Raw genomic sequence first — 14227 nt, forward strand, 5'->3', positions numbered from 1 at the left:
TTTTAATTTTTAATTGTTTTACTATTGCGGATAACGTTATACTATCAGCCGATTTGGCTGTTATTTTCTTTAAGTATCAGACCTCGTCTTCCTCCATCAACAGATCGTCCAACGGGCTTTTGATATTGCTTTTGAAAGTGTCGGCTATGTGGACATACCTTTCCGTTGTCTTGATGTTGTTATGTCCCATAAGCTCTTTCACAATCTTGATGTCGGTTCCTTGCTCCAGCAAGTGGGTGGCGAACGAATGGCGCAGCAGGTGCGGATAAATCCGTTTCGTGATTCCCGCTTCCCGGGCCGCTGCCTTCAGCCGTTTCGACACGATACTCTCGGTGAAAGGTTCGCCCGGTCTGTGTTCAAAAAGCCACACTTTCGGTTTGTATAGTCTGTTATATTCCGTCAGCTTTTTCATCAACGGTTTTGATAGCAGGGTGTAGCGGTCTTTTTTTCCTTTACCCTGCCGCACCCGTATCAGGGAGCGGGATTCGTTGATGTCGCCGGGTTTCAGTTCCAGCAGTTCGCTGATGCGCAATCCTGCGGAATAGAGTATGGAGAACATGCAGAAGAAGCGCAGGTCTGTCACCGTCGCGTCGAGTATCTTCTTTATTTCCTCCTTGCTCAACACGTCGGGCAGCGTCTTCTCCCGTTTGGCACGGTTCACCTTGTAACACCGCCGTTCCTGACCGAGAACTTTCTCGTAATAGAACTTGATGGCGTTGATACGCTGGTTTTGCTGGCAGGAGGATATGTTTTTCTCGTGGATGAGATACAGCAGGTAGTCGTTTATCTCGCCGGGAGTAACCGTTTCAATCTTACGCCCCTCGAAATGCTGTTGGAAATCGCGGAAATAGGAGGTATATACCCTTACGGTATGGTCACTGTAACGCACTTGCTGAAGTTTTTCCAGATAGCCTTCCGGCAGTGGCGGCCGTTTGTCTTCCTCTTTACGGGGTGCGGTTTCCTTGATGGCGGAATAGTCTATAAATGCCATTTTTACATAGCGGTCGAAGAACTCGGCAAGCACGAAATCTTCTGCCGGCAGATAAGCCCTGCCGCCGACAAGCAGTACGTTTTCTTCCTTCGACAGCGACAAGCGGATGTCATTGTCATTACCGAAAGTCACTTCGACAAATTCTCTCCCGTTTCTTACCACAGGAGAAAGTTTGATTTTGGGTTTTGGGGTATATATTTCCATGCCTCACGTTTTGTCGGATACTGAAACCCGTTTTCGCAAATTTATAAAAAAACACGGGTTATCCATGCGCTTTATTGACATTTAACAATAGATCCCGACTACCTGACAAATAAGGTGAGGAGCCACGAAAATACCCTCTGCCAAATCCGTCCTTCCCGGCACTCCGTTTCTCCGATTTCCTCTGCCCTGCGCCACAAGCGGCCACTTCTGTGCCCGATGCTTCCATAGCCGTTCCAACTATTTTACGTTCAAGCCGTTCCCCTTACTTTCGTTCCCGCATCGCTATTGGTGCTAACTAAAAACACTCGTAATTATGGACGAAAACGTAAAGAACGACGCTAAACAAGTCATGCTCGTTCAGAATGCCGACGACGGACGACTGCAAGCCGTTACCGGCGTGGATCGGGACGGCAATATCCAGACCGCCGACCCCACGGATCAGAACGTGGCGAGCCTGCTGAACGTGAACACGCAGGATTCAGCCCTCGAAGCCTTCTTCAAAAAGTTCATGGAACAGGCCCAGAACCCCGTCCACACGGGTATCTTCGTCATGACGGAGAATGCCCTGAACAAACTTATCCGCATCGACTTCGACCCGGAGATTCTGGAAAATTACCGTATCGACCCCTCCGAACGGCTTCAGACGCAGGAGCAGCGGCAGTTCGAGCCGCTGGACGTCACGAAGATAGACCTGGCGGATATGGAGAAGAAAGGTATCCGCATGGAGGACATCGAGCCGCACCTGAAAGCCATGTCTTACGGACATAAATCCAACGGGCTGGTGGAGATGAACCCCGAACTGGAGAACGGGATGCGTGTTTCCACCAAAGGGCGCGTGTCGCTCGAAGAGCAGGCGGACGGCTCGCTGCGCGTCGTGCCGCATTACTGGCAGGAACGGCCCGACCTCGACGCCCCCTTCCACGGGGTGCTGCTCGATGAGGAGGCGAAAACGAACCTGATGAACACCCGCCACGCCGGGAAAGTGATCGACCTGGAGCTGGAGCCGGGCAAGCTCACGCCCTGCTACGTGTCGATAGACAAATGGACGAACACGCTGGAACCCATGCCCGTTTCGTTACTCGAAAAACGTGCCCGTATCAAGGAGGCCGACCTCTCGGAAGGCAAGCAGATGGATTTCTACGGCGGTGGCAAGGTGTTGCTCGAAGGATATACCACCCGCGCGGGTTATAAGCGGGATGCCTATATCCAAATCGACGCGGCCGAACGTAACTATTCCTTTACCTACGACGGTTTGGATCGCAACCGCTACGCCCAGGAGAACAAGGAGATTTACCGCCAGAAGGCCGCCGAGAAAAACGGACGGCAGGAAACGACGGCCTCCGAACGACAGCCCACGCTCACGATTCACCGGACAATCCTCAAAGCCTCCGTGCCCAAAGAGGCTTATGACCAGTGGACGGAAGCGGTGAACGACCCCTCCAAGCGGGCGGATGTCAAGGCTTTCTACATCAAGGGCATGGTCAAGGACGGGCAGGGTGAGCCGTTCAACGCCTGGGTCAAGCCCAACTTCGAGCGTAACAAGATGGACTTCTTCCGCTGGAATCCCGACCGTGCGAAACGGCAGGGAGCGGAGGTCAAACCCGCCGTTGAAAGCCGTACCCAGGTCGCCGTCAATTCCGAGGGCAAGACCGTCGAAGCGGTCAAAGGTGTGAAAGAGCCGCTCAAGCAGGGACAGCAGGAGGCCACTCCGGCGCAAAGGAGAAATTACCGCAGTAACAAGAAAAACAACTCCAAAGGCATCAAGGCGTAGCGTATGAAATGGTTTTATATGCAGGCCGGAGCCATGCCGCTCCTGATCGCGGCGCTGGCCGCCTTGTATTTCCGGCCGGGTAAACGCAGCCCCCCCCCGGAAGAGGTGGACGACGGACGGCAGTATTACGACGGGAACGGCAACCATGTCTATTACGACCGCCGGCTGATCGCCCGTCCGGAAATAGAGAAAGAAGAAGAACTACAAGAAAACAACCACTGAAAAATCCGAATCATCATGCAAGTAATTATCGCAGAAAAGCCCTCGGTGGCGCGTGAGATCGCCGCCATCGTGGGAGCCACGAACCGTAAAGACGGTTTTATCGAGGGAAACGGCTATGCCGTAACCTGGGCCTTCGGCCACCTGGTCGGGCTGGCAATGCCCCAACAGTACGGCATCGCGGGTTTCCGCCGGGAAAACCTGCCTATCCTGCCATCATCGTTCATCCTCCTGCCCCGGCAGGTTCGGGAGGGTAAAGAGTATAAGGCCGACCCGGGTGTCGTGAAGCAGCTCGGTATTCTCCGGGAATTGTTCGGCATGGCCGAGCGCATCATCGTCGCGACCGACGCGGGGCGTGAAGGGGAGCTGATCTTCCGCTACATCTACTCTTACCTGGAATGCCGCACCCCTTTCGTGCGGTTATGGATCAGCAGCCTGACCGACCGGGCCATCCGCGAGGGGTTACAACACCTCCGCCCTGGCAACGAATACGACAACCTTTACCTCTCGGCCAAAGCCCGCAGCGAAGCCGACTGGATCGTCGGTATCAACGCCTCGCAAGCGCTTGCCGTGGCTGCCGGGCGGGGCGTCTGGTCGCTCGGACGGGTGCAGACCCCCACGCTGGCGATCATCTGCTCCCGTTACCTGGAGAACAAGGCGTTCAAGCCCGCCACCTATTTCCGGCTGAAGCTCTCCACGGCAAAGGAGGGCACGGAGTTCACCGTCCTCTCCACGGAGAAATTCGACGGCAGGGAGAAGGCGGAAGCAGCCCGCGCCGAGGTTATCGGCGCCCGAACGGTACGCGTCGTGAACGTGGAGCGCAAGGAGGCCAGGGAACAGCCGCCTCTCTTGTACGACCTGACGACACTCCAGAAAGAGGCCAACAGCCGGTATGGTTTTTCGGCAGAAAAAACGCTCGACATCGCCCAGTCGCTTTACGAGAAGAAGTTCATCACTTATCCCCGTACCGGCTCACGCTATATATCGGAAGATGTGGCCGAGGAGATTCCGGCACTCATCGGGAACATGACACGCTATCCCCGTTTCGCGGAATACGCGGGCAGGATGGATACCGCATCTCTCTCCCGCCGAAGCGTGGACAACGAAAAGATCGCCGACCACCACGCGCTGCTTCCCACCGAGAACCTCCCCTCCGAACTGGATGCCGACCACCGCATCGTCTATGAGATGGTCGCGGGGCGGATGCTCGAAACCTTTTCCGGGGCCTGCGTGAAAGAAAACACTTCCCTTACCCTGCAAAGCGCGGGGCATGATTTCACGGCCCGCGGCAGTATCATGGTCGAGACGGGCTGGCGGGCCGTCCTGAATGAACCTGTCGAGGAGAAAGAGGAGGACATGACCCTCCTTCCCGACATCGTGCAAGGCGACGAGCTGCCCGTCAAAGGATGCGGCACGGAACAGAAACAGACCCGGCCGCGCCCCCTTCACACGGAATCGAGCCTGCTGGCGGCGATGGAAACCGCCGGACGCGAACTGTCCGACGAGGCCGAACGCGAGGCGATGAAGGATGCCGGCATCGGCACGCCCGCCACCCGTGCCGCCATCATCGAAACGCTCTTTGCCCGCGAGTATGTCAGGCGAGAGAAAAAGTCGCTTGTACCCACGGACAAGGGACTGGCCGTGTATGCCGTGGTCAGGGACAAGAAGATCGCCGATGTCGCCATGACGGGCGGCTGGGAACTGGCCCTCTCGAAGATCGCCACCGGGGAGATGGACGCCCCGACGTTCCATCGCGGTATCGAGGTCTTCGCCTCGCAAATCGCCAAAGAACTGCTGGAAGCAAGAATCGACGGCGCGGAGAGTGACACAGCCTGCCCGCGTTGCGGCAGGCCCGTGGTGTTCTATCCCAAACTCGCCAAGTGCCAGAATCCCGATTGCGGCCTGACCGTATGGAGAACCGTGGCCCGCAAGGAGCTGACCGACAAGCAGCTCGCGGAACTGCTGACCAAAGGCAAAACCGGCACGATCCGGGGATTCGTCAAAAACGGCGGCGGGACGTTCGACGCGGCCCTCACGCTCGATGACCAGTTCAAGACCTCGTTCGTTTTCGAACCGCGCGATACTCCCAGGCAGGGAAAGAGGAACAAACGGAAATAATCGTTACCTTTGCCACTGGAAAAGACCTGTCATAACGAGATACGCTTGTTTGATAAGGATTTTTTCAGTGGTCGGCGCTTCGGGTGGGAACCCGGGGCGCCTTTCTCTTCCCCGATTATCAACGACCACTAAAAATTCTTATCATGCCAGACAAGCAACACCATACCCCCACGGGGGAATTGTCCTATTACGGACTTTCGTTACTATCCTACCTCAAGGACAGCCACCCGGAACTCATCGCCGAAGGTGAATTCATCGCCGAGCGGGCCGACAGCGCCGCCCAAGCGTACAGCGAGGCGATCCGTTCGGGCTGTAACCACATCGAGGCCGAAGAAATTGCCCGCGAGGAACTCTACCGCGGATTGCACTTTTCACCCTACAACACGCTGGTAAACATCCTCTGGAGGGAATTCGAGGCGGAGATTCCCGAGGATACCGCCCGGCAGGCGGCTCTACGCCTGCTGCCCCTCTGCCGCGGGGTGCTGGAGAAGTACGACCTCACGGACGACTTCGCCGACACGCCCGACTATGAACTGTTCTATACCGAACTGACGGGAACCGTCCAAATACTTCTCGAAGATGGCATTCAATAAGAAAACCCACCTCCGCCAGAATATCGACGCGCTGAAGACGGCCTTCACGCTCGACAGGGAACGGCGGGCGCCGACTCCCGAAGAAGAAAGGACACTCGGCGCATACAGCGGCTTCGGCGCCATCAAGGAAGTGCTGGAAAACCCCACCGGGAAACCGGACAAGGACGGCATGGCAACGCTCGTGGCCGAGTTGCACGAGGTCATCAGGGCGAATACTCCCGACGAACGGGAATACAAGCGCTACATGGACGGGATCAAGAACTCCGTCCTGACGGCTTTTTACACGCCCCCGAAAGTGGCAGACGCCATCGTGGAGGCGATATGGGACACGCGGATTGCCCCCCAACGTATTCTTGACCCCAGTGCGGGAACGGGGGTTTTCGTCAATGCCGTGGATTTCCACGACCCCTACGCGGAGATCACCTGCTTCGAGAAAGACCCCGCCACGGGGTTGATCCTGAAGCACCTGCACCCCGAAAAACGGGTGCGGATACAGGGATTCGAGCGCATCGAACCCAAATACGCCGGTTACTACGACGTGGCCGTGAGCAACATCCCTTTCGGGGACGTGGCGCTCTTCGACCCGTTCTTCTCCACCCATACCGACCCCGTGCGGCGGCAAGGCACACGGGCGCTGCACAACTATTTTTTCATGAAGTCCGTCGATATGGTACGCGAGGGCGGCCTGGTGGCATTTATCACCTCGCAGGGAGTATTGAACGCCGAGCAGGGACGCCCCGTGCGCGAGTGGCTGATGAACCGCTGCGAGCCCGTATCGGCCATCCGGCTGCCGAACAACCTCTTTACAGAACACGCGGGGACGGAGGTCGGCAGCGACCTGGTTATCCTGCAAAAGAAAGCCGCCACGGGGGGACTGTCCGAACGGCAGCGGGATTTCATCGAATCCCGCAAGCTGTCGAACGGCATCCGGATAAACAACCTCTTCCAGTCGTTCGACAGGGTGATCCATACCGAGGCCAAAGTAGGCAAAGACCCCTACGGCAAACCGGCGATGGAGTTCACCCACGCGGAGGGCGTGGACGGCATCGACCGGGAGATGCGGCGTATGCTCTCGGAGGATTTCAACCGGCATTTCAACGAGAGTTATTGCCTGGAACATGCTCCGGAACAGACACCCGGTACACCGGAGCGGGAATTGTCTCGTCCCCGTCAGGCGGAACGCCAGCGTGCCGAAAGACACGAGCCCCGCCTTGCCGGAGAAATCGTCAAGGAGATTATCGCCGACGCCCGTAACCTTCAGCAGCAGCGGGAAGAGGAGGAAAAACGCCGCGTCGTCGCAGAAATGGCGGCGCAGGGCTACCATGTCGATACCGAAACCGGGGAGATTACCCGAATCGAAAACAAACCCGGACAAGCGTTACCGGATTCTGCCGCCACATCCGCCGGAGAACCGACCGGGGAGGATCTGGCCGACTTCGGGGCCTGGTCGAAGGAGCGGGAGAATCGCTTGTGGGAGCAGCACCCGCCGAAACCCGAAGATTTCGGCATGGCGGATACTCCCGTGCAGCACGTGGGCGGAACAACGGAACCGAAACCGCGGGAGGGCTTCGCCGGGTCGCTTTTCGACACGGTGGAAACGGCGGCTCCCGCACCTGCCACCCAAGCTGCCGAACTGGTAAACGTGCAGCAGGAACCGTTGCTGACGCTCTACGATCTGTTCGGCTTCAGCGCCGAGGAGCGGCGGCAGGCAGAACTCGGTATATCCAAGAAAAGGAACAGCCGCCGGGGAGCAAAGCGGAAGACGCCCCGGCAACCCTCGTTATTCGCCCCGGCCTCCTCTCCGGAGGAACAGAAGAGCGAAATGCCGAAAACGACGCCACCGGAGCGTGATCCCGAAGACTTGTATGCCTCCCTGAACTGGGAGGACAACCCGCCGATCAACGGCTTTTACGAGATGATGATGTCGCTTACCCCGGAACGGAGGGCGGAACTGCGCCGACAAAGCGCCCGGCAGCAGGAAACCCCGGAACAGCGGGAACGGCAGACGGTACGCCCCCCGACGGAAGCCCCGAAAGACAAACGGAAACAAGCCGCCGGTACGCCGAGAACGGGCAGCTTGTTCGACACGCCGGAAAATCCGGAGGAGGAAGAACCCGGTAAAGAAACGCCGCAGATACGGGAGGCGGATATGAAACCCCGCCCGTTCGAGGGGGAGGTCGCCCCCTATTTCCGCGAGGGGACACTCGTCACGGACGGACAAAACCGGGTCGGCTACCTGCGGGGGACTGAATCCCTGCAACCCATGTTCCACCCGCTGGAACTCACGCCTGCACAACGGACGAAAGCCTCCATGTATATCGAGATTCGCGATGCCTATTACCACCTTTATAACAACGAGGCGGAAACGCTGACGGCGAACCCCGCCCTGCGGGAGATGCTCAACCGGCTTTACGACAATTTCACCGAACGCTTCGGACGGCTCAACGACAAACGCAACCTCGACCTGATCAAGATGGACGCGCGGGGAACGGAGATTCTATCGCTGGAGCGTTACATCGACGGCAAGGCACGCAAAGCCGACATCTTCGAGCGTCCCGTGGCCTTCAATCCCGATGAGATCACGCACGCCGACGACGCTTCGGAGGCCCTTGTGGCCAGCCTGAACAAGTACGGCCGGGTGGAACCGCACTACATGGCCTCGCTCACGGGAACTACCGTGGAGGGAATACTCGGGGAACTGAAAGGACGTATCTATTACAACCCGGAAACGGACGGCTACGAGGTTGCCGACAAGTTCATCGCCGGCAATGTCATCGGGAAAGCCGAACGGATCGAGGCGTTCCTGCGGGAGAATCCCGACCACGCCCCGGCCCGGGAATCGCTGGAGGCTCTGCGCGAGGCGACGCCCAAACCCATCGCTTTCGACGACCTGGATTTCAACCTGGGCGAACGGTGGATTCCAAAAGGTGTTTACGAGCGTTTCGCCTCTTCGCTCTTCGATACGGAGGTAAAGATCACCTTCGCCTCCAACCTGGACGAGTACGGCGTGAAGGCGGAAGCGACGAACGTGAAGATCACGGAGCAGTATGCCGTCAGCGCGCAGACCCGTAAGTACAACGGCCTGCACCTTTTGAAACACGCCCTGCAAAACACTTCGCCCGACATCACCAAGACCGTCCTCAAATGGGTGGACGGCGAACGGCGGGAGGTCAAAGTGCGTGACGGGGAGGCCATACAGCTCGCCAACAGCAAGATAGACGAGATCCGGGGTGCTTTCCCCGAATGGCTGCGCGAGCAGTCGTCCGACTTCAAAGACCGCCTGACAGACCTCTATAACCGTACTTTCAACTGTTACGTGCGCCCGAAGTACGACGGGACGCACCAGGAATTCCCCGACCTCGACCTCAAGGGGCTGGGGATAGACAATCTGTATGACAGCCAGAAGGACGCGATATGGATGGACAAACTGCTCGGCGGCGGGATAATCGACCACGAGGTGGGCGGCGGAAAGACCCTTATCATGTGCTGCGGAGCCTACGAGAAGAAACGCCTCGGGCTGGCCAATAAACCCATGATTATCGGGCTGAAAGCCAACATCCATGAAATAGCCCGGACGTTCTGCACCGCTTACCCAATGGCCAAAGTCCTCTACCCGGGCAAGGAGGATTTCACGCCCCGGAAGCGTGAGCGCATCTTCCGGGAGATACGCAACAACGACTGGGACGCCGTGATCCTCTCGCACGAACAGTTCGGCATGATACCCCAGTCCCCGGAGATACAGCAGGAGATATTGCAGGCCGAGCTGGACTGCGTGGAGGAGAACCTCGAAGTGCTCAAAGCACAAGGCAGGGACGTTTCCCGCGCCATGATGAAAGGGTGTCAGAAACGCAAGGCCAACCTGGAAGCCAAGTTGCAGAAGGTGGCGCACGCGCTGGAAACACGCAAGGACGACGCCGTGGACTTCCGCCTCATGGGTATCGACCACCTCTACGTGGACGAGAGCCACAAATTCAAGAACCTGACTTTCACGACCCGGCATGACCGGGTGGCGGGCCTCGGAAATCCCGAGGGGTCGCAGCGGGCGCTCAACATGCTTTTCGCGCTGCGTACCATACAGCAGCGCACGGGCCGCGACTTGGGGGCGACGTTCCTCTCGGGAACGACCATCTCTAACTCGCTCACGGAACTGTACCTGCTTTTCAAGTACCTGCGCCCGAAGGAACTGGAGCGTCAGAATATCCGCACCTTCGATGCCTGGGCGGCCATATTTGCCAAGAAAACCATCGACTACGAGTTTTCCGTGACCAACGAGGTCGTGCAAAAAGAACGGTTCCGATATTTCATCAAGGTTCCCGAACTGGCCATGTTCTACTCCGAGATTACAGATTACCGCTCGGCGGAGGATATAGGGATCGACCGACCGCAAAAGAACGAGATATTGCACAATATCCCGCCGACACCCCAGCAGACGGAGTTCATAGAACGGCTGGTGCAGTTCGCCAAATCGGGCGATGCCACGCTCCTGGGCCGCCTGCCGCTCTCGGAGCGGGAGGAAAAGGCGAAAATGCTCATTGCCACAGACTACGCCCGCAAGATGTCGCTCGATATGCGTATGATAGACCCCGAACTATACAGCGACCACGTGGACAACAAGGCGAGCCACTGCGCCCGTATGATTGCCGGTTACTACCGCCGTTTCGAGGCGTACAAAGGTACGCAGTTCGTATTCTCCGACCTGGGAACCTACAAACCCGGAGCGGGGTGGAACGTCTATTCCGAGATACGGCGTAAACTCGCGGAGGATTACGGCATACCCCAAAGCGAGGTGCGGTTCATCCAGGAGGCGACCTCGGAAAAAGCGCGCAAGGAGATGATCGCTGGTATGAACGCCGGAAAAATCCGCGTACTCTTCGGATCGACCGAGATGCTCGGGACGGGAGTGAACGCGCAGAAACGCTGCGTGGCGATACACCACCTGGACTGCCCCTGGCGTCCCAGCGACCTGGAGCAGCGCGACGGGCGGGGAATACGCACCGGGAACGAGATCGCCAAACTCCATGCCGACAACAAGGTGGACGTGATATTATACGCCGTCGAGAAGTCGCTCGACGCCTACAAGTTCGGGCTGTTGCACAACAAGCAACTGTTCATCCGCCAGCTCAAGACCAACAACATGGGAAGCCGTACCATCGACGAGGGGGCCATCGACGAAAAGAGCGGCATGAATTTTTCCGAGTATGTCGCCGTCCTCTCGGGAAATACAGACCTGCTGGACAAGGCCCGCCTGGAGAAGAAGATCGCCACGCTCGAAAGCGAACGCCAGGCATTCGTGCGCGGTAAATCATCGAGCCGCTACAAGCTGGAGCAGATCACGGAGAAGATAGAGAAGAACAACGACCTGATACGGCGTATCGGCAAGGATCTGGAACACTTCAAGGCCCGCGTCGAGTTCAACGAGGACGGCTCGTACCGCAATCCCGTGAAACTGAACGGGCTGGAAACCTCCGACCCCAAGCTCATCGGGAAACAGCTCAACCGTATCGCCGAAACGGCACGCACGCTCGACAGGCTCGAACCCATCGGGAGCCTCTACGGGTTCGAGCTGCTCGTCCAGAGCGAAACGACCGGGAAAGACGGGCTCGACCTGGTGCAGAACCGTTTTTATGTCCGGGGTGAAGGGGATTATCTATACCAGTATAACTACGGGAATATCGCCTCCGACCCGCGACTGGCGGCGATGAACTTCATCCACGCGCTCGCGACCATCGAGCCGACACTGGAGAAATTCCGGAAAAAGAATGAGGAACTGGAGAAAGATATTCCCGTCCTGCGGGAAGTGGTGGAAAGTTCCTGGCGCAAGGAGCCCGAACTGACGGCCCTAAAAGCTGACCTGACGGAAATAGACCGCAGGATACAGCAAAGCCTCAAACCGATAGAAGAGAGCGAGGGAAAGGAGGCGGAGGAGGATAACGACGTGTGCCGGGAACGGCATGACACGGCGGAAGAGCTCCCGAAGGAAGACAACACGGCGACCCGTATTCCTTCCCGGCTGCGGCAGATTGCCGACGCCTCCGGGGGGCGCATCGTCATCGCGGGCGTGGGCAGCCCGCCGGAGAACGGCCCTGCGAAGAAAGGGATCAAGATGTAAACGAAAAGCCGACGGAAGTACAGATTTCCGTCGGCTTTTTTCATATGCCCGTGAGCGTTGTTGTCACACTTCCTGCAAGAGTGTTTGCAGCTCCTCCTGCGTGGGAAGATAGGTCATGTACTGGGCGGCGAAGACCTGCTTTTCATCTTCGGGCAGCGTGTAACGGACGACCGCGTCGTTTTTCTCCGCGCAGAGGACGATACCCACCGGAGGGTTATCCCCGGGATTCATCAACTCACGGGTGTAGTAATTGACATACATCTGCATCTGCCCCAAATCCTGGTGGGTCAGCTCCCCGGATTTCAAATCTATTAAAACGAAACAACGGGCCAGGTAATTGTAAAAGACCAGGTCGATGTAGAAATGCTTGTCGTCGAAGGAGATACGCTTCTGTCGCGCGACGAAGGCGAAGCCTTTCCCGAGTTCGAGCATCAAGCGCTGCAAGCGGCTGATGAGCAGTTGCTCCAGATCGGTTTCCAGAAAATGCTCTCCCTGCGGGATCCCGAGAAACTCCAGGATATACGGGTCGCGGATGATCTCTTTGGGTTCGACACGCCCGGGTTCGGTACGGGAAATTTCCTCTTTCACGGCTTTCTTGTCTCGGCTGGCCAGCAGGCGGTCATAGAAAAGCGTGTTGATTTGGCGGTCGAGCTGCCGGACACTCCAGTTTTCCTTGACGCACTCGTGCAGGTAAAAATCACGGGCGGCATCGCCCGACACCTTGAGAAGCGTGCGGCAATGCGACCAGCTCAATTTATCACACAGCGTGTGATATTTCGGGTAGCACTGGTAAAACTGCCTCATGTACCGCAGGTTGGTGGCCGTGAACCCGTTTCCGAACTCCGCCACGAGCCGCCTGGAAAGGGTGTTGATGACAGCCTTGCCATATCCGGCACGGTCGGTTCCCTGCTGCTCGTACTCCACTATGTATTTCCCTACCTGCCAGTAAGCCCTCACGAGGGTCGAATTGACATGATGTATCACCTTTGCGCGCGCTTCCTGCAAGATATGGCGCACGTTATGCAGCAGCTCTTCCTCCCCTTTGTCGGCAGGATGTATTTTATCTGTTTCTTTCATTGTTCATTATTATATAGGCTTCCAAGTGCAAACATACTGATTTTACGGCAAATATCGAGCGGTTGCACCGTCATGTCGTGCCTTATTCCATGTATCTCCGCGTTTTTCCATGACGCCGGACTCTCGGGACAGGGCCTAACCGGAACCGGCAGGACGATCCTTTTTCAGCTTGCGGAAATTACTGAAGTTACGCTCGATGAACCGCAGGACGTCCGATTCCCGGTAGAAGGTCTTGTGATAGATCATCTCGTAAGGCAGCTCTCCCGAGGTGCGGTAACGCTGGAGTGTGCGCTTGCTGATATTGAGCATACGGCACAGGTCGTAATTGTCCAGAAGACGCTCCCCGTCAGGCAGGATGGAAAGCGGTTGCTCCACGTCCCCCGCGCACAGCTTCTCGATACGTTCCAGCCGTTCCGAGAGCCGCTGCATCCATCCGTCGAAATATTCCTTGTCCAGAAACATGGCCTACTCCTTTGGTTGGTTCTTGCGCCGCACGGAACGCTCCTTCAGCACACGGCGGATTTCCGTGAGGGAATAATACAGCTTCCGGTTGATGGCCGAATAGGTGATCACGTGATCCGAGCGGAGGCGTTGAAGGGTACGCCCGCTGATGCCCAGGTAACGGCAGACCTGCTCGCCGTCCATCCATTCGTCGTTTATATACTCCTTATTCCATGCACGCCCCTTTTCAGGGAGAGAGGCGATTGCAGCCTCTATTTTCTCTATACGCCCGACAAGCTCGTTATAGGCTCGCGAACCGATCACTATGATTTTCATACTTCTTTGTTTTTTAGTCTGTTACAAAGGTCGGGCTTATATGGACAGCTTAAAACGAGGTCGGTACGACTTTTTTTTGATAATTTGCAGTGAACTGATTCTCAATGGTTCATGCGGTGAAGAAGGCAGTGTTTTTTACCGAAATCCGCGGCCCGTACTCGGTATTTTTATTGGCAGAAATGCGATAGCATACTGTGATTCAACGCTTAACGGTGTTCTAATCCGGACGGGGCTACAACGGAACACCCGTATCGGCTCCTTATACGGGTGCAAATACGGGCGTTCGGGAAAGTTCCTTTCGAGAGTTACGGGGGAAAACCGACCTCGGTTCTTTTGTTATATACAACGCTGATTATCAGTGTTTCTAT

General features: G+C 57.0%; 9 protein-coding genes. 5 read left to right on the plus strand and 4 right to left on the minus strand.

Translation table 11 applies throughout. The annotated features are described in order from the left end of the window. Positions 1-76 precede the first annotated feature (76 nt). The gene (locus tag HMPREF9446_RS11900) at positions 77-1195 is read right to left on the minus strand and encodes a tyrosine-type recombinase/integrase (protein ID WP_009125915.1); all 1119 of its coding nucleotides are present in this window, start codon (positions 1193-1195) and stop codon (positions 77-79) included. Positions 1196-1508: 313 nt separating this feature from the next. On the opposite strand from HMPREF9446_RS11900, the gene HMPREF9446_RS11905 reads away from it, so the two are divergent. The 5 genes from HMPREF9446_RS11905 (at position 1509) to HMPREF9446_RS11925 (ending at position 12005) form a co-directional block, all read left to right on the plus strand. Next, on the plus strand, positions 1509-2966 hold the full coding sequence (locus HMPREF9446_RS11905; RefSeq protein ID WP_009125916.1) for a DUF3945 domain-containing protein: 1458 nt from the start codon (positions 1509-1511) through the stop codon (positions 2964-2966). Positions 2967-2969: 3 nt separating this feature from the next. Continuing rightward, complete coding sequence (locus HMPREF9446_RS11910) at positions 2970-3188, plus strand: hypothetical protein (RefSeq protein ID WP_009125917.1); 219 nt, start codon at positions 2970-2972, stop codon at positions 3186-3188. A 15-nt stretch (positions 3189-3203) separates the two neighbouring features. Beyond that, positions 3204-5303, plus strand: coding sequence for a type IA DNA topoisomerase (locus HMPREF9446_RS11915; protein ID WP_009125918.1), 2100 nt, complete (start codon positions 3204-3206; stop codon positions 5301-5303). A 143-nt stretch (positions 5304-5446) separates the two neighbouring features. Then, complete coding sequence (locus HMPREF9446_RS11920) at positions 5447-5896, plus strand: DUF1896 family protein (protein ID WP_007486316.1); 450 nt, start codon at positions 5447-5449, stop codon at positions 5894-5896. After that, positions 5883-12005: a helicase-related protein gene (locus HMPREF9446_RS11925; RefSeq protein ID WP_009125920.1), complete on the plus strand. Its 6123-nt coding sequence runs from the start codon at positions 5883-5885 to the stop codon at positions 12003-12005. The genes HMPREF9446_RS11920 and HMPREF9446_RS11925 overlap by 14 nt, the downstream gene beginning before the upstream one ends. Before the next feature lie 63 nt (positions 12006-12068). Here the strand turns inward: HMPREF9446_RS11925 and HMPREF9446_RS11930 are convergent, their stop codons facing one another. The 3 genes from HMPREF9446_RS11930 to HMPREF9446_RS11940 form a co-directional block, all read right to left on the minus strand. Beyond that, on the minus strand, positions 12069-13082 hold the full coding sequence (locus tag HMPREF9446_RS11930) for a PDDEXK nuclease domain-containing protein (protein WP_009125921.1): 1014 nt from the start codon (positions 13080-13082) through the stop codon (positions 12069-12071). 135 nt (positions 13083-13217) lie between these two features. Further along, a complete protein-coding gene (locus HMPREF9446_RS11935; RefSeq protein WP_004295487.1) occupies positions 13218-13544 on the minus strand; it encodes a helix-turn-helix domain-containing protein in 327 nt (108 codons plus the stop codon). Positions 13545-13547: 3 nt separating this feature from the next. Continuing rightward, on the minus strand, positions 13548-13859 hold the full coding sequence (locus HMPREF9446_RS11940) for a helix-turn-helix domain-containing protein (RefSeq protein WP_004295488.1): 312 nt from the start codon (positions 13857-13859) through the stop codon (positions 13548-13550). Positions 13860-14227 lie beyond the last annotated feature (368 nt).

It is taken from the genome of Bacteroides fluxus YIT 12057, from assembly GCF_000195635.1.
In the GTDB taxonomy this organism is placed as follows: domain Bacteria; phylum Bacteroidota; class Bacteroidia; order Bacteroidales; family Bacteroidaceae; genus Bacteroides; species Bacteroides fluxus.